Annotated in this window: 16 protein-coding genes; 11 read left to right on the forward strand and 5 right to left on the reverse strand. The window is 69.8% G+C overall.

The annotated features are described in order from the left end of the window. Window positions 1–168: 168 nt before the first annotated feature. Window positions 169–1,212: an NAD(P)-dependent alcohol dehydrogenase gene (locus AB0B48_RS19600; RefSeq protein WP_357203420.1), complete on the reverse strand. Its 1,044-nt coding sequence runs from the start codon at window positions 1,210–1,212 to the stop codon at window positions 169–171. A 151-nt stretch (window positions 1,213–1,363) separates the two neighbouring features. Further along, a complete protein-coding gene (locus tag AB0B48_RS19605) occupies window positions 1,364–1,567 on the reverse strand; it encodes a cold-shock protein (protein WP_013283833.1) in 204 nt (67 codons plus the stop codon). Window positions 1,568–1,679: 112 nt separating this feature from the next. Between AB0B48_RS19605 and AB0B48_RS19610 the strand changes: the two genes are divergently transcribed. From AB0B48_RS19610 to AB0B48_RS19630, 5 genes are all read left to right on the forward strand, one after another. After that, window positions 1,680–1,832: a hypothetical protein gene (locus AB0B48_RS19610; protein WP_357203381.1), complete on the forward strand. Its 153-nt coding sequence runs from the start codon at window positions 1,680–1,682 to the stop codon at window positions 1,830–1,832. Between the two features lie 268 nt (window positions 1,833–2,100). Then, complete coding sequence (locus AB0B48_RS19615) at window positions 2,101–2,646, forward strand: hypothetical protein (protein ID WP_357203384.1); 546 nt, start codon at window positions 2,101–2,103, stop codon at window positions 2,644–2,646. A gap of 121 nt (window positions 2,647–2,767) precedes the next feature. Further along, a complete protein-coding gene (locus AB0B48_RS19620; protein ID WP_357203387.1) occupies window positions 2,768–3,286 on the forward strand; it encodes a SigE family RNA polymerase sigma factor in 519 nt (172 codons plus the stop codon). Further along, window positions 3,286–3,783, forward strand: coding sequence for a hypothetical protein (locus AB0B48_RS19625; RefSeq protein WP_357203390.1), 498 nt, complete (start codon window positions 3,286–3,288; stop codon window positions 3,781–3,783). The genes AB0B48_RS19620 and AB0B48_RS19625 overlap by 1 nt, the downstream gene beginning before the upstream one ends. 127 nt (window positions 3,784–3,910) lie before the next feature. After that, window positions 3,911–5,146, forward strand: coding sequence for a PP2C family protein-serine/threonine phosphatase (locus AB0B48_RS19630; RefSeq protein ID WP_357203393.1), 1,236 nt, complete (start codon window positions 3,911–3,913; stop codon window positions 5,144–5,146). Between the two features lies 1 nt (window position 5,147). Here the strand turns inward: AB0B48_RS19630 and AB0B48_RS19635 are convergent, their stop codons facing one another. Continuing rightward, window positions 5,148–5,471 (reverse strand): STAS domain-containing protein, encoded by a 324-nt coding sequence (locus tag AB0B48_RS19635; RefSeq protein WP_357203396.1) that lies wholly within the window; start codon window positions 5,469–5,471, stop codon window positions 5,148–5,150. A 230-nt stretch (window positions 5,472–5,701) separates the two neighbouring features. On the opposite strand from AB0B48_RS19635, the gene AB0B48_RS19640 reads away from it, so the two are divergent. Further along, window positions 5,702–6,124 carry an ATP-binding protein gene (locus AB0B48_RS19640; protein WP_357203399.1) on the forward strand — a complete coding sequence of 141 codons (423 nt, stop codon included), beginning with the start codon at window positions 5,702–5,704 and terminating at the stop codon, window positions 6,122–6,124. Between the two features lie 81 nt (window positions 6,125–6,205). Here the strand turns inward: AB0B48_RS19640 and AB0B48_RS19645 are convergent, their stop codons facing one another. Continuing rightward, a complete protein-coding gene (locus AB0B48_RS19645; protein ID WP_357203423.1) occupies window positions 6,206–7,705 on the reverse strand; it encodes a protein kinase in 1,500 nt (499 codons plus the stop codon). A gap of 202 nt (window positions 7,706–7,907) precedes the next feature. On the opposite strand from AB0B48_RS19645, the gene AB0B48_RS19650 reads away from it, so the two are divergent. Continuing rightward, window positions 7,908–8,426 (forward strand): LURP-one-related family protein, encoded by a 519-nt coding sequence (locus AB0B48_RS19650; protein ID WP_357203402.1) that lies wholly within the window; start codon window positions 7,908–7,910, stop codon window positions 8,424–8,426. Window positions 8,427–8,564: 138 nt separating this feature from the next. Here AB0B48_RS19650 and AB0B48_RS19655 read toward each other — a convergent pair whose 3' ends face one another. After that, entirely contained in the window at window positions 8,565–10,835 is a 2,271-nt protein-coding gene (locus AB0B48_RS19655) for a glycoside hydrolase family 44 protein (protein WP_357203405.1), read from the reverse strand. A 301-nt stretch (window positions 10,836–11,136) separates the two neighbouring features. On the opposite strand from AB0B48_RS19655, the gene AB0B48_RS19660 reads away from it, so the two are divergent. From AB0B48_RS19660 to AB0B48_RS19675, 4 genes are all read left to right on the forward strand, one after another. Next, on the forward strand, window positions 11,137–11,910 hold the full coding sequence (locus tag AB0B48_RS19660; RefSeq protein ID WP_357203408.1) for a hypothetical protein: 774 nt from the start codon (window positions 11,137–11,139) through the stop codon (window positions 11,908–11,910). A gap of 235 nt (window positions 11,911–12,145) precedes the next feature. Further along, the gene (locus tag AB0B48_RS19665; RefSeq protein ID WP_357203411.1) at window positions 12,146–13,375 is read left to right on the forward strand and encodes a cytochrome P450; all 1,230 of its coding nucleotides are present in this window, start codon (window positions 12,146–12,148) and stop codon (window positions 13,373–13,375) included. Next, window positions 13,372–13,599, forward strand: a complete 228-nt coding sequence (locus AB0B48_RS19670) for a ferredoxin (protein ID WP_357203414.1) — start codon at window positions 13,372–13,374, stop codon at window positions 13,597–13,599. Before AB0B48_RS19665 ends, AB0B48_RS19670 begins: the two co-directional genes overlap by 4 nt. Before the next feature lie 177 nt (window positions 13,600–13,776). Next, entirely contained in the window at window positions 13,777–23,169 is a 9,393-nt protein-coding gene (locus AB0B48_RS19675; protein WP_357203417.1) for a neuraminidase-like domain-containing protein, read from the forward strand. Window positions 23,170–23,241 lie beyond the last annotated feature (72 nt).

A 23,241-nucleotide genomic window follows, 5' to 3' on the forward strand; every position in this document is an offset into this window, starting at 1 on the left:
CTCCCCCCCCGCGCGGGTGCCCCGCCCACCCTGGGTCCCACGGCCCATCGCAACAACACCCCCCCCGCCACCCTCCCCCCCAACGGCACACCGCCGGCCACCGCGCGCCCCGGCCCGGCCGCGCGCCAGAGCCCGCCGTACGGCGGACCCTGGCGATCGCGGAGAAGCTCAGCGCAGGGTGTCGATGTCGATGACGAACCGGTACCGCACGTCCGAGGCGAGCACCCGCTCGTACGCGTCGTTGACCGCCTCGGCGCCGATGACCTCGACCTCGGGCGCGATGCCGCGCTCGGCACAGAAGTCCAGCATCTCCTGCGTCTCGGCGATGCTGCCGATGCTGGAGCCGGCGAACGACCGTCGATTGCCGAACAACGCGAAGACGGGCACCGGAAGCGGCTCCGGCGGGGCACCCACGCTGACAAGCGTGCCGTCCAGACGCAGCAGACCGAGGTAGCTGGCCATGTCGATCGGTGCGCTGACCGTGTTGATGATCAGGTCGAAGCTGTTCTTGAGCACCTCGAACGTCGCCGGATCCTTGGTGGCGTGGTAGTGCTCGGCTCCGAAGCGCAGGCCGTCGTCCTTCTTGTCCAGCGTCTGGGACAGCACTGTCACCTCGGCGCCCATCGCTGCGGCGATCTTGACAGCCATGTGGCCCAGACCGCCCAGGCCCACCACGGCGACCTTCCTGCCGGGACCGGCATTCCAGTGCGCCAGCGGAGAGTACGTGGTGATGCCCGCGCACAGCATCGGCGCGGCCGCCTCGTACGGGATGCTCTCCGGCACCCGTAGTACGAAGTCCTCGTTCACGACCACATGGGTCGAGTAACCGCCCTGGGTGACGGTGCCGTCCCGGTCGACGCTCGCGTACGTCTGGGTGTTGCCCTTGAGGCAGTACTGCTCGTTTCCGGTGCGGCAGTTCTCGCACTCGCGACACGAGTTGACCATGCAGCCGACACCGGCGCGGTCGCCGACCGCGTGGCGGGTGACGTCGGCGCCGACCTCGGTGATTCGGCCGACGATCTCGTGGCCGACGGTGAGCGGGTAGGGCACGCTGCCCCAGTCGCCGCGCACGGTGTGGATGTCAGAGTGGCAGATGCCGGCGTAGCGGATGTCGATGAGAACATCGTGTGTGCCCAGGTCCCGCCGTTCGATCGTGGTGCGCACGAGCGGTTCGGTGGCGGACGGCGCGGCGATGGCGTTGACGGTGAAGATGATGTCCTCCGGTGACGTGATGCTGACTCCTGGCGGATCGCGCAGACGTACCTTGCCGTCCCTCGGGGCATGGTGAGACGCCGTGGTGGACGCATGAAACGCCGAACGGCGGCCCGCTGAATCAGTCGGGCCGCCGTTCGCAGAGCGTGGATCAGAGCGGGCGGATGTTCTCCGCCTGCGGGCCCTTCTGGCCCTGGGTGATGTCGAACTCCACCTTCTGGTTCTCGTCGAGGCTGCGGAAGCCGCTCGCCGAGATCGCGGAGAAGTGGGCGAAGACGTCCGCGCCACCGTCGTCCGGGCTGATGAAGCCGAAACCCTTGTCGGCGTTGAACCACTTCACGGTACCTGTAGTCATGTCTGCTCCTCGCAGGCTGTCAGAGACCGCACTGTGCGGACCCTTACGCCGCCGCGTTGATCACCCGCGTCGAAACGACACGAAAAACGAAAAAGCGCCTGGGTGGGTTCAGATGACCCATCAGGCGCTGAAAAACGTCTACGGAAATCAAAACTGCAACTCGGTTACCGTAGCAGATGGCGACCATGACGGCACCCCCGAGGATGTCAGCTGGTTCCCGCACTCATCACCGAGCACTGACGACGAGCAGGCCGGGTGGCGTTGAGCGCGGGGTCGCCCAGAGATTCCGAGAATCTTCTTGGTTGACGGCAACCTGTGGGCAGTGGATCGCATGTACCCGGATGTAAGCGACGATCGCCACGATCCATAGGGGCCCTGAAATGTCTGCACGTCCTCTCCTGCTGCTGCCCGTTGCCGCTGTCCTACTTGCACAGACGGCCTGTGGCTCCACGCCGGCATCTGGTCCTGGCCCAACCGCATCTGCGCCGACGTCGGCTGCTGTCGCCACTGGCACCCCCAGTGCATCGCCCGCCGTGGCTACCGCAGCCGCCGACTGTCCCTCGGCTGCGACCCTCCAGACCCTGGTCGAGCTGCCGAAGGGCTCGTCTTTCACGACGGTGACGTGCGTCAAGGACTGGGCGGCGGCCGATCCGCAGGGTCCGACCGCCGGTGACGGCGTCTATCTGTTCCGCTACGCGGCCGGCACGGGCTGGAAGTACTACGACCAGGGCAGCGGATATGACTGCAAGGATCTCGGCCTCAGCGAGCCGGCGCCGTTCTGCATCTCGGAGCCGGTGACGACGACGACGAAGCCGGCGAACAGCACGGCCACGAATGCCACCTGCCCTTCGGCGAAGACCCTGGAGGCCCTTGTCGAGCTTCCGAAGGGCTGGACGTTCGCCGGTGTCGAATGCGTCAAGGACTGGGCGGGAGCTGATCCGCAGGGCCCGAAGGCCGGCGACGGCGTCTACCTGTTCCACTTCGTGACCGGCACGGGCTGGAAGTACTACGGCGAGGGCAGCGGATATGACTGCAAGGATCTCGGCCTCACCGAGCCGGCGCCGTTCTGCATCTCCTGACGGGTTGACCGCTTTCGTTTGCGGTGGCGCACACCAGCTAAGGTGTGCGCCACAGTCAATCGGCCGCATCGACGCCGCCGCTGCCTGAAGGACGTCGGGTACGTGGGGGGACGAGCGCGGCATGGCGCACTCCGTGGACGATCTTTTCTGTGAGTTCGTGCGGACCCGCTCGCCGGCGTTGCTGCGGACGGCGTTCCTCCTGACCGGCGACCGGCACCTCGCCGAGGACCTGGTGCAGGATGCGCTGGCCCGCACGCACAGGGGCCGGCGCCGGCTCAATGATCCCGGGCACTTCGAGGCGTACACCCGCACAGCCATGTACCACCAGCATGTGAGCTGGTGGCGGCGCCGCAAGGTGGCCGAGTCCCTGCCCGGCGAACTGGCCGACGTGGTTCAGCCCGGCAGCGACCATGCTCGCCGTACCGATCTCAAGCTTGCCCTGCACCAGGCTCTCGCCCAACTCACCCAGCGGCAACGCGCCGTGCTGGTGGCGCGGTTCTTCGAGGACCGCAGCGAGGCCGAGACCGCGGATCTGCTGCAATGCTCAGTCGGCACGATCAAGAGTCAGACCAGCAAGGCCCTGGCCCGCATGCGGGAGATAGCGCCCGAGCTGCTGTCGGCCGTGATGGAGGAGGCCTGATGACCGACGACCTCGGGCCCCTGCGTCAGGCCATGTCCGATCTGAGCGAGCACGGCGGCACCGCCGACATGTACGAGCGCACCCTGCGCAGGTCGCGGCAGTCACAACGACGGACAGCGCTCACCACCGGCGCAGCGGCGGCGACACTGGTGTTCGCCATCGGCGGCACTGTCGCCTTCGCCACCCGCCACAGGCCCGACCCTCCGACGCCACCCGGATCCACCAGCACCAGTGACGGACCCCAGAATCCCACCTGTCCGACGACGCAGACCCTCGGGACCCTGGTCGAGCTGCCGGCGGGCTGGACTTTCGCTTCCCGGGCAGTGGACTGCGTCGCGACGTGGGCGGCGGCCGACGTGCAGCGTCCGGACGCCGGCGGCGTCATCTACCTGTTCCATTACACGACCGGCACGGGCTGGCGATTCCACGACCAGGGCACCGGATGGGACTGCAAGGACCTCGACCTGACCGAGCCGGCGTCGTTCTGCACTTCCTGACCGCCGCCGGGAAGCCCCCCGGCTGAGGATGCGCGGCCCCGGCAGCGCGGCGGTGACGGTCCTTGTGCTCGGCGATGGCCGGCGGGTCTCGTAGGCTCTGTCAGTGCAGACCAGTCGAGGACGGATCATGACGCAGATGTTGGACGCGGCGGAGAACGCCTCGCCGGTCGAGGCGGTCGAGGCGGTCACCCGGGAACTCGGTGCGGCGCTGGGTGCGCGCAGCGTGTCATTCCTGATCGCGGACCTCAGCGGTCGGGCGCTGGTCCGGTTGGCCCATGTGCCGCTCGGCGGTGCCGGTGACGGCCGCCGGGACGGTGACGAGGTTGCCACTGTGATGCCGTTCGACAACGGCCCCGCCGAGCAGGCGCTACGCAGCCAGACGGTGGGGGTTATCGCGCAGCCGGACGGATGGATGGTGTTGGCGCCGGTGACCGACCGTGGTGAGGCGATCGGTCTGCTGGAGATGGTCCTGCCTGACGAGCCCGCCCCGGCGACGCTGCAGGAGATCGCCCGCACGGCGCACGTGTTGGCGTTCGTGGTGATCGCCAACCGGCGGTACACCGACCTGTTCGAGTGGGGGCAACGCACGACCCCGTTCACCCTGTCCGGCGAGATCCAGCGCCGCCTGCTGCCCGCCTCGTTCACCTGTGAGAGTAGTGCGTTCACCCTGTCCGGCTGGCTGGAGCCCGCCGCCAGCGTCGGCGGGGACACCTTCGATTACAGCCTTGCCCGCGACGTGCTGCACTTCAGCGTCACCGACGCGATGGGCCACGGGGTGGCCAGCGCGCTGACCGCCACCCTGGGCGTGGGCAGCCTGCGCAACAGCCGCCGCCGCGGCGCGGTTGGTCTGGTGGGACAGGCTGATGCCGCGGATGCCGAGGTGGCCGAACACGCCGCCGTGCCAGGCAGTTACATCACCGCGATCCTCGGCCGTCTCGACCTGCGTACCGGGGTGTGCGCGCTGCTCAACGCCGGGCATGTGCCGCCGCTGCTGGTGCGCGACGGGGACGTCCGGACGCTGCCGCTACCGGCCAATTTCCCCCTGGGTATGTTCGCCGGGGCCGGTTACCGCGATGGCGAGATCACGCTGCGACCCGGCGACCGCCTGGTGGTGATGACCGATGGCATGCGGGAGCGTAACGCCGCCAAACTGGATCTACCGAACATGCTGCGGTCGATTGCTGATCTGCACCCTCGTGAGGCTGCCCGGGCCCTGGCCGACGCCGCGCTCGAGGTCAGCGGACCGACCCTGGCCGACGATGCCACGCTGTTCATCCTGGACTGGCACGGCGGGCACAGCGAGGAGCGGCGCAGCAGCGCCGGTGCCGACCAGGCGCGCGCCAGCGCCGCGCTGCCTGACTGATCTACCGGCCGGTCGCGTCATCCGCGGACGGCACACTCGCTTCAGCGGCCTGCACGCTGTCATACACGTCGATGACCCGATCCACCGATGTGACCGTCAGCACGTTACGCACGGCGGGCTGCGCCGCTGCGACGCACAACCGTCCGTCGGCGACACGCATCGCCTTGAACATCACCACCAGCGCACCCAGTGCGCTGGAATCCATGAAACCCACCCCGGCCAGATCCACCACCACCTGCGGTTCACCAGCGTCAACCAACCGTTGCAGACCCTCGCGCAACTGCGGAGACGTCGCCATGTCCAGCTCGCCGCGCACCTCAAGCACGGTGCAACCCCGGCCCGGTCGGGCCGACAACAGCAAGTCCACGACACACTCCCCACGCCGATGATCCCCGCATACTCTATTCTGCCGGCGGGCGAAGCGCCGCCGGCAGGCGTACGTCGAGCGGACATCTTGACCGTTTCAGCTCAGCAACCCCGGGTAAGGCTGACAACAACCGGTGCGTCCCGCTTCAGCCCGGCGCGGTTGCGTACGGGCCGAGGAGGAACTTCGCGATGCGCGTGACCATGACGCTGTCGCTGCCGCGGCAGCCGACCTCGGTGACCCGAGCCCGCCACACACTCGTCACCCTGCTGAGCCTCACCGAGGCCACCGAGGAGTCTCGTGGCCACCTCGCCGTGCTGATCACCGAGGCATGCGCCAACGCGGTGATGCACGCCAATCTCGACAGCACCGTCGACATCACGATCGATATCGATGATCAACTGTGCCTGCTCGAGGTCGGCAACCGCGGCAGTAGTCCCAACGGCGCTGGGCGGCTCGACGTCGACCTGCCCGACCCGCTCACCGTCGGCGGCCGTGGGCTGCCCTTGATCGCCGCACTTGCCGACGCGGCGGCATTCGTCGCCGGGCCACCGGATCAGGTGCTGCTCCGCATCACCAAATACCTCGCCGACCCGCCGCCTCAGTCGACCTGATGACCGGAAATGCCCGCCCGGCTCCGGCGTGCGTCACCAGTCGGTCGGTGCGATATCACCACTACGGAGCGTGTCGTCAGCTCACTGGCGGCTCTCCCTTACCTTCGGCACCAGCTTGCCGTGGTCACACCGCGCCTTGATCTCGCTCTTGTTGCCCGCGGACAGGAGCACCACCTGGATCTCCTTGGCCGGCCCGGGGTGGTAATCCTTGAGGCGGTAGCCGGGGGCAGGAGCGACGTCCACAACGCGAGCCTGTTCGCCGGTGCAGAGCGCGGTCACCACACCACCGAGTGCCCGCAGGGCTGTACCTGGCTTCGGGGAGGTCGGCGCCGGCGCGGCACTGGACGGGGCCGGCGACTGGTCGGCACTGGGTGACGTCGTAGGGCCAGGGCCGGCCGATGAACCGGCTCCGGCGCTCGCTTCAACAGGCCCAGCCGGAGCGGCCACCGAGCGGCTTGGTCGAGAGACTGGTGTGGGCTCCGCGGATGTCTGCCGGGCAGCAGGTGTCTCGGTGGCAGACACATCGAGGGCAGCGTCGGGCGGGGCGGCACCCTCACGTGTGGCGATGCCGTCCGATCTGCCATCGACAGGCATGAACTGAGGGAGCAGGAGCGAGACGGTCGCTGCCGTCGCCATGAGAACGGGGATCAACACGGCATTTGGGATGCGGCGACGCCGATCGGGAGAGGGGTCCGCGGTAGGCGGGGCCGACACTTGCGAGACGGATGCCGACTGCGCCGCCTGTTTCATCCGGCGCTCGGCGTCATCGGCGAAACCGTGCAGGGCCGCGGCAACCTCCGCGGCGTCCGGTCGATCCGCCGGCTCCCTGGCGAGGCAACGGTCGAGGAGGCGGTGAACCTCCGGTGACACTCCCTCGACGTCCGGCAGCGGCGCCGGATCGACGTACACGTGAGCCGTCAACATCTGCGTGGGGGTCTCCGCCGACCAGGGCAGCTCATTGGTCAGCGTTCGGTACAGCAACAGCCCGAGCGCGTAGACATCGGAAGCGGGCAGGACAGTGCCACCGGCGAGCCGTTCCGGCGCGAGGTAGGCCGCGGTGCCCAACAGTTGTCCGTCCGCCTCCAGCTCCGGCCGACCCACTGTGGTGGCGATACCGAAATCGACCACCTTCACGCCGGCCGGTGTCAGCATCACGTTGGACGGTTTGATGTCCCGGTGCACCAACTGACGTTCGTGCGCGGCGGCGAGCGCCTCGGCGACCTGCGCGCACGTCCGCATCGCGACGGCCGGCGGCAGCGGACCGGCGGCAAGGCGCTCGGACAGGGTCTCGCCGGGCAGCAGTTCCATCACCACGTACGAGACCTGGCGGCCGGCGGCATCGGTGTGCTCGCCGTAGTCGTACACACTGGTCACGTGCGGGTGCCAGAGCCCCGCTGCGGCCCTCGCCTCTGCCTGGACGCGTCGCCGCGCGCCTTGGGCGGCGGCCTGCGCGCCGGCCAGGACCTTGACTGCCACCCCACGTTCGAGGACACGGTCCCACGCCCGCCAGACGACCGACATGCCGCCAGCGCCGAGACGGCTCTCGACCTGATACCTGCCGTCCAACAGATCACCGACCATCACTGGGACAGCTTGCCAGAGTGGACCCCTGGTGGCATGGCAACCTGTTCCGACGCTGGTCAGAGGCCGTCACGGGCGCACGCTTCCATCTCATGTGGCCGCACGGGCGACCCGAGCAACCGGGCGCGCTCCGGTGGCCAAGAGGGCTGACCCGGCACCTCGGCGGTGCCTACAGTCGGCTCGGCCGGCACGTCGGTGTGCGGTGGGGGAGAATCGACTCATGTTTGTCATCAAGGAGCGGTTCTTCTCGATCGGCGACGACTTCGACGTGCTCGACGAGCACGGCACCAAGGTCTTCCACGTCGACGGCAAGGTGCTCAGCGTCCGCGACAAGGTCGTCATCGAGGACGCCTCCGGCCGTGAGGTCGCCACGCTGCACCGGCACCTGGTGGCGCTGCGTCCCACGTACGAGATCCGCATCGGCGGCGAGAAGGCCGCAGAGGTCCGCAAGAAGCTGCTCACGCCGTTCCGCGACAAGTTCACCATCGATGTGCCGGGGCCAGATGACCTGGAGATGAAGGGTGACCTGCTCGACCACGAGTACGTGATCGAACGCGACGGCACCGAGGTGGCCTCGGTCTCCAAGCGGTGGCTGACGATCCGGGACACCTACGCCGTGCAGGTCACCGCCGGCGTGGACCCGCTGCTCATCATCGGTAGCGTCCTCGCGCTCGACCTGGCCATGAACCGTGACAAGAAGAAGAAGGCCGACGAGGACTGACCTTCTGGGCGGCAACGGCGGGTGCGCGGGGTCCGACTCGTGGCCGGGACGGCCGCTCGAGAGCGGAGGGGCCGGGGTGCTGCTGCACCCCGACCCCTCCGGCCTGCTCCGTCGGCGCGGGGATTGGGATTTCTCAGCTCACCCGCAGCGTTGACCGTTGAGGTTGAAGGCGGTCGGCGCCGGATTGGTGCCGCTCCAGGTGCCGTTGAAGCCGATGCTGGTGGACGCGCCGGGGGCGAGTCTGCCGTTCCAACTCATGCTGTCCGCGGTGACGTTCGTTCCGCTCTGTCTCCAGGTGGCCGACCAGCCCTGGCTGACCTTCTGGCCGGTGGTGGGGAAGTCGAAGGCGAGTTTCCAGCCGTCGACAGCAGTGGTGCCGGTGTTCTTGATCGTCAGTGTCGCGGTGAAGCCGCCCGGCCAACTGTTCGCCGTCCAGGCGACCGTGCAGCCGCCGGTCGGGGCGGTGGGCGCGGTCCGCACGGTCAGGCCGGGCGAGGCCGCCGAGACGTTGCCCGCCGCGTCGCGGGCGGTCACCACGAAGGTGTACGGGGTGTCCGGCGTCAACCCGGTCACGGTGTACGCGGTGCCGGTGGCGCTGCCCACCTTCACGGTGCCGGCGGTGTCGACCCGGTGCACGTCGTAGCCGGTGACGGCGGTGTTGTCGGTGGACGGCGTCCAGGTCAGCGCGACGCTGTCGCCGGTGATCGTGCCGGCGGTCGGCTTGCCCGGGACGGTCGGGGCCTGGGTGTCGCCGGGCGTGGTGCCGGGCGGCAGCACCAGGTGGGTGATGGAGTTGGCCGGGAAGGTGGTCGTGAGGCCGCCGGCGGTCACCGGAAGGTCTGCCTCCCGGACGACGCCGGTGAGATCCGCCCCGCTGTAGCGGTAGACCTGAGCGGTGCCGGCGGAGGCCCCGGTGAGGGTGACCGGGCTGGTCAGGTCGTCGCCGGTCTTGTTGACGACGACCACCGTGAGGGCCTTGTCGGCGCTGCGCTCGGCGGCGTACACCGCCAACTTGCCCTGGTCGGCGCTGGTCGCCTGGACGGAGGTCTCGCCGAACGCGCCGCCCTTGCCGTCGTAGTTGCGGTAGACGCGGAACGCGTTGGCCACCGGTTGGTCGGTCGTGGGCGCGGTCCAGAGGGTGGCCAGGTCGAGCCCTTCGCGGCCGAAGATGCCGAGGACGTCAGCCTGGGCGAGGGCGCCGTTGAGCGAGCCGAAGCCACCCCAGTTGTACTCGGTCATCGCGACCTTCGTGCCCGGGTAGTGCTGGTCGACCAACTCGCGCAGGCGCGGGATGAACCGGACCGGACTGTTGATCCAGCTTTCGTCCACGTAGGTCGGGTCCCAGAGTTGGCGGGTCGAGCGCAGCCGCAGCGCCTGGGTGGTGGCGTCGCCGGCCGCGTCGCCGAGCACGCCGGACTGCTGCGGGTAGAGGTGGACGTCGAAGTAGTCGAGGATGCGGGTGCCGTGCTGCTGCTCGTACTCGCGCATCCGGTCCAGGTACCACGGGCCGAGGTCCTGGCCGCCGTGCGCGGCCTTGTCCGGTGGGTTCGACCAGCAGCCGGTACGCGAGCAGGTGTCCTGGTCGAGGCCCGAGAAGATGATCGAGTTCAGGCCCCAGCCGACCGGACCGAGCGTCTTCGCGCCGGGGTCGGCGGCCTTGATCGCGGCGGCGTACTCGTAGGTGCGGTCGCGTAGCTCGTCGTATCCCATGCCGGTCGGGCGGACGTCGCGGTGGGTGGATTGCCACAGGTCCGGCTCGTTGTCCAGGTTGTAGAACTGGACCCCGCCGTTGGTGGCGGCGCCGAACTGCCCCTTGAGGTGGTTGACGAAGTCGGTGACGTACTCCGGACCGACGGCGACGCTGGTGTCCGTCGGATCGTTGCCGGTGACCAGCGTCCCGTCCGGCTTCTTGCCGTTGCCGCAGTCCGGTGCCCAGGTGTCGGTGGACTCCTGCGGGCCGTACTTGGCGACGCTGAAGCCACACGCCCGCGACCGGTCCTTGGCGATCCAGCCGAGCATCGGCACCGTCATGACAGTGGCGGCGCCGGTGGCCTTGTTCTGCTGCACGAACCGATCGCTCTCCGAGCCCTTCGGGAGGTCGCCGGGACTCGGGTTGTCGTTGGGGATGTTCTCGAAGTACCAGTCCGACGCGCGGTTGGTGGTGTCGGCACGGAAGTTGTAGCGGGTGGTGGCGTTGCCACCGTAGCGGTGCACCGGCAATCGCAGGTCGCTGGCGAGGGTCTGGTCGGCGAAGTTCATGCCGTAGATGTACGGGCTGATCTGGTGCCGGGCGGCAGTGGTGTCAACGGCCAGCGCCGGGCCGGCCGCGGCCAGGGCGGGCTCCGGCAGGGCCAGACCGCCGAGGGCCGTGGCGAGCACGACCGGAAGTAGAGCTGTGGTGGGACGCACGAGCATTCCTTTCGCATAGGAGCCCGCCGATGGGAGCGCTTCCACAGCGTTCCGTCTTCCTGGCTTCGAGTCAACGCCCAACTCGGGGGCAGTTGGCGAGCGGCAGGTTGGCTCGACTTATAATGACGCCCATCAATGCGATAAGCGCTGATGCGGTCGTGCCGGAATGGCTCGGATCGCCGCAGTGCGGAGGCAACCGCGCCGCAGTGGTGCGAGCGGATGCACCTCAGCGTCGCATGACCGGAACGTTCCTGCTGGCCCGGCCCCTGCGGTGGGAGACCAGCCGTCCTGGAGGATGACAATGCGCAGATTTCTCGCTGTGTTCAGCGCCGCCCTGATCCTCGGCGCCGCAGTCGGCAGCGTCCCGGCCGGGGCATCGGGGCCCTCCCGGCCCTCGTGCCCCCGTGGCCTGCTCTTCTGTGAGGACTTCGAGCGACTGCCTCCCGGAGGTCCCAGCACGTTGAACTGGGGCGTCGACACCCGCCACGGCACGCTGACCGTCGAACGTGCCCGCCGTGGCAACCAGGCGCTGCACATCCACACCGTTGACAGCGGACGTGCGTTCCTGCGCGTCGACGACTTCGCCGCGCCCGGCAACCGCTTCTACGGCCGGATGCGTCTGCGCGTCGACGCCTTCCCCACGGCCCCGGACTGGGCGCACTTCACGCTGGTGGAAGCGACCGGCACCGGCAGCGCGGAGGTCGTCCGGCCGATCGGTGGGCAGTACGCGCCCACGGTCCCCGGAACCTTCTGGGGGATCGGCGCCGACGGCGGTCCGACCGGCGACTGGACCAACTGGAGGGAGTCCGCCCCGGTCGCTGAGGACACCTGGCAGTGCTTCGAGTGGAAGATCGACTCGGCGGACAACCGCGTCGAGGTGTGGATCGATGGCGTGGCGAACCCGGAGTTGACAGCCTCCACGACCGACCACGGTGGCAACGACGTTCCCTTTGTCCTGCCGACGGTCGACACGGTGAAGATCGGCTGGCAGCTCTACCAGGGCGGCACGACGCCGGGCGAGTTTGACCTCTGGATCGATGACATCGCCCTCTCGAGCAAGCGGCTCGGCTGCTGATCTGAGGCCCGGGTGGCTCGGAGGCTCTCTGCCGGGGTGCGGCCTTGCTGCCGCACCCCGGCGGCGCGGGCCGGCCGCCATGGCGATCATCGACGTCTCCCGCTACGATCCGACATCGATGGATTACTGAGCGTTGATGTGTTCCGTCCGCAAGCCCTGGACGCTGGCAATCCGGCGCCGCTACGACCGTGGTGCCGACCTGAGGATCCACGCCGTCTCGACGAAGGGAATCCGGATGACGGAGAGCGCGCAGACCACCGAGAGCCGAAGCCTCCCGCCCGCGCGGCCGTACCCGTTCAGTGTGCCCGACCGCCTGGTCGTCGACCCGACCTACGGCGAGCTGCGCGAGAACGAACCGATGACCCGGGTGAAGCTTCCCTACGGCGAGGAGGCGTGGCTCGCCACCCGGTACGAGGACGTCCGTACGGTCCTCGGGGACGTGCGGTTCGGCCGCGCCCCGGCCGTCCAGCGCGACGAGCCCCGGCTCACCCCGCGCCAGCAGTACAGCGGCATGCTGACAATGGACCCGCCCGATCACACCCGGCTGCGCCGGCTGGTGGCGAAGGCGTTCACGGCACGTCGGGTGGAGGCGCTGCGACCCCGCACCCAGGAGATCGCCGACGGGTTGGTCGACACCATGGTCCAGCTCGGTCCTCCGGCCGACCTGGTGGAGCACGTCGCCACGCCGCTGCCGATCCAGGTGATCTGCGAGCTGCTCGGGGTCCCGTACGCCGACCGCGACCGCTTCCACATCTGGTCCGAGGCGATCGTCTCGACCACCTCCCTGCCGGCGGAGACGATCCAGGAGTACCTGAACAACCTCTGGGGCTACATCGGTGGTCTGGTCGCCGAGCGCCGCCGCGAGCCGGGGATCGACGACCTGCTCGGCGCGTTGGTGCGGGCCCGCGACGAGAACCAGGATCGGCTCAGCGAGACCGAGCTGGTGGAGCTGGCCGCAGGGCTGCTCGCGGCCGGCCACGAGACCACAGTCACCCAGATCCCCAACTTCATATACGTCCTGCTGCACAACCCGGACCAGCTCGCTCGGCTGCGGGCCGACCCGTCGCTGGTGCCGGCGGCGGTCGAGGAACTGCTGCGGTACGTGCCGCTCGGCGTCGGCTCCTCATTCGCCCGGTACGCCAAGGAGGACGTCGAGGTCGGCGGGGTGCTGGTCCGGGCAGGTGAGCCGGTTCTCGGCTCACTCTCGTCGGCGAATCGGGACGGCACCGTCTTCGCCGACCCGGACCGGCTGGATCTCGCGCGCGAGCAGAACCCGCACATGGGCTTTGGTCACGGCGTGCACCACTGCGTCGGCGCGCAGCTGGCCCGCATGGAGTTGCAGGTCGCCGTCGCCACCCTCGTGACTCGCCTGCCCGGGTTGCGGCTCGCCGTACCGGAAGCCGAGCTGCAGTGGAAGCGGGGCATGTTGGTGCGGGGCCTGCTCGGGATGCCGGTGGCCTGGTGAGTACCGCCTGGCGGATCGGGGTGGACTCGGGCCGCTGCATCGGCACGAGCATCTGCGCCGGTACCGCGCCCGAGCACTTCCGCCTGGTCGACGGCCGGTCCACGCCGCTGACCGACGTCGTCGCCCCGGACGACGTCATCGTCGACGCCGCCGACTCGTGCCCCGTGGAGGCGATCACGGTCCACGACGTCACCGACGACCGGCTGATCGCGCCGCAGGAGTGACCTGACATCGAGCCCGGCCGTACCGGCAGCGCCGCTGCCGTTCAGCCAGAAGGGAAGGCGGATCTCGGACAGTGCGATGCTGGCGGGCTCCTCTGATCCGCAGGATGCCAGGTAGCTCCCGGTCGCACCGGCGTCAGACAGCCGCCGTCGCCGGCTGCCGGACGATCGGAGATGCTCATGACCACCCCGATGGGCTCGCGCCGGCACCGCCCCAGCGACGACGTCCGGCGGCTGCACACCGCGCTGCTGCGGATGCCCGTCGACATCGCCACCGACGAACTGGTTGACGCCCGGTACGGGCCGACCACCCGTCGTGGGGTGGCTGAGTTCCAACGGGCGCACAAGCTCCCGGTGACCGGCACGGTGGACGGGGCGACCCGGGACGCGGTGCAGATGGTGCTGGCCGAGCCGCCGTCCCGGTTCGTTGTGGTGGGCCGGGTTCGCTGGGTCGACGGGCAGCCGGCGAACGCTCTGACGGTCGTCGCTTTCGACCGGGACCTGCGCGACGCCGAGCAGCTCGGCGAGGCGATCACCGGGGACGACGGGCTGTATCGCGTCGACTATTCACGCGATCAGTTCACCCGCTCGGAGAAGCAGTCCGCTGACCTGTTCGTCCGGGTGTCCGCTGGTGATCGGCTCCTGTCCGACCCGCCGCTGAGCGCGGTGCTGTTCAACGCTCCCGAGCTGGCCGCGCTCACTGTGGATCTGTCCGGTGGCGGGGACCGGGAACGCAGTGAGTACGAGCGGATCCTCGCCACGATTGTCCCGCTGCTCGGCCAGGTCCCGCTGTACGAGCTGAGGCAGGACGACGAGGTCGAGGACGTGACGTTCCTGGCCGCCGAGACCGGACTGCCCGCGACGGCGTTGGCGCACTTCGGTGTGGCGCAGAAACTGGCCGCGTCCTACAAGCTGCCGGCGGTGTTCGGTTACGCGCTGTTCGCCGAGCGGACGCTGTTGACCACGAGCCGCACCGGCGCCGCGCTCGCCCGGTTCGACGTCGATCTGAACACCGAGCTGCGGCCGCTGTACTACGACATCGCCCTGCTCGACGAGCACACCGTCCGGAACGCCGTCGCCGACGCCGTGCGCCATCGGTACGTTCCCGAGGATCTGCTCGGCGAGCTGGACCGGATCCTCGACATGCTGGCCCGGGTACGGCCGGAGGCCAAGGAGTACGTTGAGCAGGAACGGCCGAAGGTGTTGTACGCGCGGGTGGAGCGGTTCCTCGCCGACGGCGCGCACGAGCGGGTCCAGGGTCTCCTCGCCGCCGACGCCGCCGGTGACCTGCCCGGCCTGATCGCCCGGCTGGCCGACGCGGCGGCGTTTCCCGACCGGTCGGCCGCCGAGGCGGCCGGCGCGGCGAGCGTGCTGGCCGACGTGCTGGGCTACGACGAGACGATCGTCGACCGGGTCCGCGACCGCGAGGGGATCGAGGGGGCGGCCGACGTACGCCGGCTGGCCCGGCTGGCCCCGGCGGACTGGCGGCGGGTGTTGCGGGACAGCACCACTGATGTCCGGGTCGCCGGTCAGCCCGTCCGGCCGGAGCTGATCGACCTGCACGCCGGCGCGCTGGCCCGCAAGCTGGAGAGGCGCTATCCCACCACGGCCTTCACCGCGCAGCTCGAACGCGACGCGGGCGCCGGGGCCGACACCACAGCCAACGCCGCATCCGGCACCGAAGGCGAACGTCCCGACGGCAGTCCAGATCGGCCCGGCCCCGGTCAACGGGCCGACCCCGACGAGCAGCCCGGCAACGAGGAGCGGGCCAGCACCGCCGAGCGCGCCTTCGGTGGGCACCGGGACGCGGTGCTCGAACTGCTCACCGCGAATCCGGACTTCGACCTCGCGACCGGCAACGTGGAGCGGCTGCTGCGGGACCACCCCGAGCGGCTGCGGACCGGGCGGCCGGCGCTCAAGGCCGCGCAGCGGATCTTCAAGCTGGCGCCGACCTATCGGCAGACGACGGCGTTGCTGGCGGCCGAAGTGCCGTCGGCGGCTCGGATCCACGCCCTCGGCGAGACGCGGTTCGTGGCCACCGCCGTGGACACCGGCCGATTCACCGACGAGCAGGCCCGGTCGGTGTATCGCCGGGCCGTGGACGTGCACGTGGCGAGCGGGCTGCTGGCTGGTGAGCTTCAAAGCGCGGCACGGGCGCTGCCGGTCCGGGCACTGGGCGGCTCGGCGGCCCCGGACCTCTCCCCTGTCAGCGCAGACTTTCCCAACCTGAGCAGCCTGTTCCAACTCGCCGACTCCAGCTACTGCGAGCCGTGCCGCAGCGTGCACAGTGCCGCCGCGTACCTGGTGGACGTCCTTCAGTTCCTCGGCAACCGGCTGGTCACCGACGCCGACACGCCGGGTCCGGCCACCAAGGTCGCCCGGGATGTCCTGTACGGTCGCCGGCCGGACCTGGGTGACCTGGATCTGAGCTGCGAGAACACCGACCTTCCGCTGCCCTACCTGGATCTGGTGTGCGAGCTGCTGGAGGAGGCGGTGGCGCCGGACGCGGGCCTGGCGTTCGGGGGCCCGCTGAGCGGCGGCGTCGATCCGGTGGAGGCGCCGTCGGCCGGGCTGCTGAGCCTGTTGCAGGGCCAGGGATGGCCGTTCACCGACCGTTCCCTCGTTTACGAGCCGGACCTGGCTGGGGCTCGAGTGGTACGCGACATCGGCGTGGTGGCCAAGGCGACGCCGGACGGGGCCGGCGGGTGGGTCGTACGCCGATTGCGCCAGACCACTGGCACCGCGCTGGAGTTGGCGGCCGCGCCGCAGTACGTGAATGCCGCCGCCTACACCCTGCTGGCGGGCAGCCGGTACGCGTTCGCCCTACCGTTCGACCTGGCTCACGAGGAGACCCGCAGCTACTTCGCCCAGTTCGACATGGCTCGGGCCGACCTGATGCGGGCGCTGCGCCGGTCGGCGGGCCCGAGCGACGAGGCCATCGCGGCCGAGGAACTGGGAATCAGCGACGCGCAGCGGCAGTTGGTGGTCACCGCCGACCCGGCCGCTCAGGACGACATCTGGAACACCGCGCCGCTTGGCGCTCTGGGCGGTATCGCCCGGGTGGACAACTTCCTCGCTCGGGCGCGCCTGGACTATCGGGAGCTGACCGAGCTGCTGGCGTTGGCCTGGGTCAATCCCAGTAACGCCATGTTCGTCAAGCACCTGGACACCGGGTCCGACCTCAGCGCAAAGCGGATCCAGCAGCTCACCGACGCGCGCCTGGACCGGATCCACCGGTTCCTGCGCCTGCTGCGCGCGCCGGCCTGCACCGGTTGGACGCCGCCGTTGCTGGACCGGGCGATCCGGGCCGACGCGCTGGGCGGCGGCGCCCTGGACGACGGTCTCCTGGCCGCGGTGGCGGCGCTGCACCGGCTCACGGCGCGGCTCGGGCTGCCGTTGCCCGAGGTCGTCGACCTGTTCGCGCCGCTGGACGAGTCGCGGTACGCCGAGGTGTTCCGCAACACGGCGAACGGCCCGGTCCTCGAGGCGTTCGAGCCGGCCAACGTCCTCGCCAACGAGCAGGCGGAGCTGACCACACCCGGCTCGGGTGCTCCGCTGTCGACGCACGAGGCGTACCTGGCGACCTGCCTGGGGGCCACCACGGCGGACACCGCCCTGCTGGTGGCCGACCTTCCGGCCCCGGCGATCGTCAGCAACGTCGGCCTGCACGCGGTATACGCCGGGACGCTGCTGGCCCGGGCGCTCGGCCTCACCGCCACCGAGTACCTGATCATGAAGGATCTGATCGGGTCGGATCCGCTCACCGCGCCGGCCACCGCGCTGGCCTTCGTCGAGCGGTTCGACGCCGCCCGGGCCGGCACCGGCATCCGCCCGGCTGACCTGCGCTACCTGCTCCGACACGAAGCCGACGATCTGGCCGCGCGGGACCTGCCGGACGAGACGCTGACCGCGGTGCTCACCGGGTTGCAGACCGGCTACCACAGCGGGTACGCGGCGACCCGACCCGCTGTCGACCCGACGGCGCCCCCCGAGGAGAACCTGCCGGGCATGCGTGCCCTGCTGGCCACCGTGCCCGGGATGACCGAGGCGGACCTGGCCGGCTTCGCCTCGATCGTGGACGGTGGTTGGACCGATGCGGTGACCACCCCGGCGCAGTTCGTCGACGCGAAGCTCGCCGCCCTGGTGGACACCACACCGATCACAGCAGCGATCGTGGCCAGCCCCACCGAGGCCCAGCAGACCACGCTGCTGTTGGCCATCACCACGGCCCTGTCCAGCTACGCGTACATCCGTACCAAGCAGGAGCTGGCGGTGGCGGCGGTGGCCGACACCTTCGGGTTCTCGGCGGACGCCGCCGCGACCGTGCTGGCCGGCGCGGAGCTGACCCGGCCGCTGCTCGCAGTGCTCACCGACGACGTGCTGGTGGACCTGGTGAACGAGCCGGCGGCGCCGCCGACGGTCACCCCGGCCGGGTTCGACGAGCAGTACCGGGCACTGCGCCTGCTGCACGTCCTGAGCCGACTCGTCGACCACCTGACGGTGCCCGACGCGGATCTCGGCTGGCTGCTGACGAACGCCGGGTCACTCGGCTGGCTGGCCCTGGACCGGGCGCCCTACCAGACCGGCCGGCCGCCGGCCCCGTTGGCCGAGTGGATCCGGTTGGCCGCCGGGGTCGAGCTGGCCCGCACCTACCCACCGGTGGCGAACCCGCTGGACGCGGCGACGCCGTGGACGGTGTACGGGTTGTTCGACCTGGTCCTGGCGGCCGGCACCACCTCCACGCAGGTCCACATCCAGCTGGCGCAGCTCGGTGGCTGGGACGCCACAGTGCTGGCCGACCTGGACACCCACCTCGAACTGTCGGCGATGGACCTCACCGCGTACCGGTCGCCGGCGACGATCCAGCGACTGGCCCGGGCGCTCACCCTGCTGCGCCGGCTGGGCCTACCGGTGGCGGCGGCGGTGCCGCTGGTCCAGCCGGTCACCACGGCGGCCGGGGCGGCCACCATGCGGCAGGCACTGAAGGCGCGCTACGCCGAGACCGAGTGGTTCGGGGTGCTCCAAGGGGTGCAGGACCGGCTGCGGGTGGCCAAACGGGACGCGCTGGTCGCGTACCTGTTGGCCGAGAACCCGGGGCTGCGCGACACCAATGACCTGTACGACCACTTCCTCATCGATGTCGAGATGGGCGCCTGCATGGCGACGTCGCGCATCGTGCAGGCGCACGCCACAGTTCAGTTGTTCGTGCAGCGCTGCCTGCTGGGCCTGGAGCCGGACAGCGTCGCGGCGGTCACCGAGGATCCGGGTTGGGACCAGTGGAACTGGATGGCCAACTACCGGGTGTGGGAGGCCAACCGGAAGATCTTCCTGTATCCGGAGAACTGGATCCTGCCGGAGTTGCGCGACGACAAGTCGGAGCTGTTCACCGAGCTGGACGACCAGTTGCAGCAGGACGAGCTGACCGACCTGGCGGTGGAGAACGCCACCATCGCGTACCTGGAGAAGCTGGATGACCTGGCGCACCTGGACGTGATGGCCTGCTACTACCAGCACGACAGGCATCTCATGCACGTGTTCGCCCGCACCCGGGGCGGCGACCCGACGGTGTACTACCACCGGCAGTTCGAGCGGGAGCGGTACTGGACGCCGTGGCGGCGGGTGCCGCTGGACATCGCGGGCGACCACCTGCTCGCCTTCGACCGCAACAGCCGGCTCACAGTGGCCTGGCCGGTCTTCACGCAGGAGACGGACACGTCGCAGACCTCCCAGATTCCGGACCCGGACGGCATCCCGCCGGGCGGCACGGAGACGGAGCGGCCGCGCCGGCGGTGGCGAATCCAGCTGGCCATCGGCGAGCGGACGCAGGACCGCTGGCAGCCGAAGAAGATCTCCAAGGACGCGCTGTACTACCCGGCGAGCGGCTACCGGGAGGACCTCCCTGAGGCGGACGAGTTCACCTGCTTCGCGTACGCGGCCGGAGCGGCCGGCCAGGCGATCAGCGTGCTCACCGGCACCGAGTTCGTCGGCTCGTTCGCGTTGACCGGCTGCCGAGGCTATCCGGAGCCGGTGCCGGGCGGCGGTTCCGGCAACCTGCTGCTGTCGCCGGTGTTCAAGGACACCGAGCTGCTGGCCGAACGGTTCACCGAACTGGTCTTTCGGGAGCAGAACGACCTGGCGATCAGCACTCCGCTGATGGGCGCGTTCCAGACGCTGGTGGCGCAGACGCCCGGCCGGTTCCGGGTGACGTACCCCATGCAGATGTCGTTGCTCGACTGGATCATCATGCTGCTGGGGCTTGCGCAGAGCGTCCGAGGCGTTCACGACCGCCGACCGGTGCTGCCACTGGGCACCCTGATGCCGTACTTCTACGGCGACTACGACCGTGGTTACGTGATCATCCCGGGCTTCTACGACCGGCGTGCCGAGGACCCGGCGGACCGGATCGAGAAGACGTACAGCGACGTGGACGAGTTCGCCCGCGACGTGTTGGCGCTGCTCACCGAGTACCTGCGCCGATACGCCGAGGACCCGGCGCACGACCTGGCGGCCGCCGTGCAGGCAATGACCGAGGACGCGGAGTACCACCGGCTGGTCGCCGAGTTCGAGGTCTACGGCACCCTGTCGTACGGGGTGCGGTTCGCGAACTTCTACCACCCGCTGCTGTGTGTCCTGCGGGCCATCGTCTACCGGTCGGGCGTGCCGGCGTTGCTGAGTCGGACCACCCAGCTCACCAACACGGGGTTCGACTTCGCCGCCACCTACCAGCCGGCGCCGGTGGTCGTGTCGCCGTACCCGGTGGAGGACCTGGACTTCGCCGCGGACGGCGCGTACGCGGGCTACAACTGGGAGCTGTTCTACCACCTTCCGTTCGACATCGCGCTGCGGCTCAACCGGGACCAGCGGTTCGCCGAGGCGCGCGACTGGTTCCACCACATCTTCAACCCGGTCGGCACCGCCGACGGCGCCGCCGCCCCGCAGAAGTACTGGGTCACGAAGCCGTTCTTCCAGACCGGAGTGCCCGAGCTGCTCAACCAGCGCATCGGCGACATTCTCACGGCGATCGCGGCCGACCCGTCGGGGGCCAGCATCACCGACCTGAAGTTCGCTGTGGAGCAGTGGCGGGCGAAGCCGTTCAACCCGCACGTGGTGGCCCGCAGCCGGCCGGTCGCCTACCAGCTCGCCGTGGTGGTCAGCTACATCAAGAACCTGGTCGACTGGGGTGACCAGTTGTTCCGGCAGTTCACCCGGGAATCCGTCACCCAGGCCACCCAGCTCTACATCCTGGCCGACAAACTGCTCGGGCCGAAGCCGAGCGTGGTGCCGCCGCTGGTCAGCCCGGCGCCGGCCACCGTCAACCAGCTCCAGGCCACTGTGGACCTGTTCGGCAACGCGCTGCTGGACCTGGAGAACCTGATCCCCGACCTGGACCTGCTGCCGCACGGCGGGGCGGAACTGCCCAGCCCGCTGAGCTACTCGGCGCTGTACTTCTGCGTCCCGCCCAACGAGGAGATGCTGCGGCTGTGGGACCTGATCGCCGATCGACTTTTCAAGATCCGCAACTGCCAGAACATCGACGGGGTGGAGAGCATGCTCGCCCTGTTCTCACCGCCGATCGACCCGGGGGCACTGGTGCGGGCCGCCGCCGCCGGCATGTCCGTCTCGTCGTTCCTGGCCGGGCTCGGCGCACCACTGCCGAACTACCGGTTCCGGGTGCTGGCCCAGAAGGCCACCGAACTCGTCGGGTACGTCGGTGAGCTGGGCGGCGGGCTGCTCGCGGCCATGGAGAAGCGGGACGCCGAGCAACTCGCCCGGCTGCGCGCCGGCCAGGAGATCGCCCTGCTCGACGCGGTACGGGCGGTCAAGCTCGCCACCATCGCGGAGGCCGAGGGCAACGTCGCGGCGCTGGAACTGAGTCGCAAGGTGGTGGAGGAGCGGCAACGCTACTACGCCGGCCGGCCGTACATGAACGCCTGGGAGATCACCGCCACCACGTTGTCCGGGGCGTCGCTGCTCGGCGAGACCGCGATCATGGTGGGCTACATCCTGTCCGGCGGGCTGAAGCTGATTCCCAACTTCACCGCCGGCGGCGCCGGCTTCGGTGGCTCACCCACTGTGACCCTCACCCTCGGCGGGGACAAGGCCGGTGCCGCCGCCGACTCGGCGGTGATGACCCTGGAGGCGATCGCCCGGGCCCTGGACAAGGCCGCCGGGATGGCCGCCAACCAGGGCGGCTACCGCCGCCGGATGGACGACTGGGAACACCAGGCGGCGCTGGCCGGTCTCGAACTGACCCAGCTCGACCAGCAGCTCCTCACCGGGCGTCTGCACGTGGCCATGCTCACCGACGAGCTGGCGGCGCACGACCGGGAAGCCGACAACGCCCGAGCCACCGAGGAGTACCTGCGCGGCAAGTACACAAACACCGAGCTGTACCAGTGGATGGTGAGCCGGGCCAGCTCGGTCTACTTCGGGGCGTACCAGCTCGCCTTCGACGTGGCGAAGAAGGCCGAGCGGTGCTTCGCCCACGAGTTGGGCAGCGAGGCCACGTTCCTCCAACCCGGCTACTGGGACAGCCTGCGCAAGGGGCTGACCGTGGCGGACGCGCTGCGCCACGACCTGAAGCGGATGGAGGTGGCCTACCTCGACCGGCACAGCCGCGAGCGCGAGCTGACCCGGCACGTCTCGCTGGCACAGCTCGACCCGGCGGCGTTGATCGAGCTGCGGGCCACCGGCAGTTGCGTGGTCAACGTGCCGGAGGCGCTGTTCGACCTGGACCACCCCGGGCACTACTTCCGCCGGCTCCGCACTGTCAGTCTGTCCATCCCGTGCGTGGCCGGCCCGTACACCCCGGTCACCGCGAAGCTCTCCCTGATCGGCAACCGGTACCGGACCGCCACCGCGGCCCGGCAGGCCGCCACCAGCGCCAAGGACAAGTACACCGAGGTTCCCGGCGACGAGCGGTTCGCGTACAACGTGGGCGGGATCGAGTCGATCGCGACCAGCAGCGGCCTCAGCGACAGCGGCATGTTCGAGCTGAACTTCGCCGACGACCGCTACCTGCCGTTCGAGGGCAAGGGCGCGATCGGCACCTGGCGGCTGGAACTGCCGACGGCAGTCCGCCAGTTCGACTACGACAGCATCAGCGACATCATCCTGCACCTGCGGTACACGGCCCGTGACGGCGGCTCGACGCTGCGCGGCCTGGTCGAGGACTCCCTGCGGGAGGTGCTCAACGAGATGCTTGTCGACGCCGGACGGACGGGGCTGTACCAGGCATACAGCCTGCGCCATCACTTCCCGGACGAGTGGTGGCAGCTCACCCAGCAGCAGAGCACCGAGCTGACCATCGGGCCGGAGCACCTGCCGTACCTCGCCCGAGACCACCAGCCGGTGGTGGACCAGGTGACCTGGTACGCCCGGGTGGACGGTGACCCCGGGACGTACGACCTCACGGTGGCCGGTGACCCGGTGACGTTGAACCGGGACGCCGACCTGCACCAGTGCGTGGGTCAGTCCGATCCGCTGGTTCTCGGCACCCCGGTCACGCTGGCGGCCGACCCGGACGGCCTGACCGACCTGGTCGTCCTGCTGCACTACCGGCTCGACGGCTGAGGGGGAGCGGTGACGACCAGCTACCCGGTCGGCGGCGGATCGTGGGGGCCGGGGCCCGGCTCCCGGTGGCGC

Source organism: Micromonospora sp. NPDC049089 (genome assembly GCF_040648775.1).
GTDB lineage: Bacteria > Actinomycetota > Actinomycetes > Mycobacteriales > Micromonosporaceae > Micromonospora.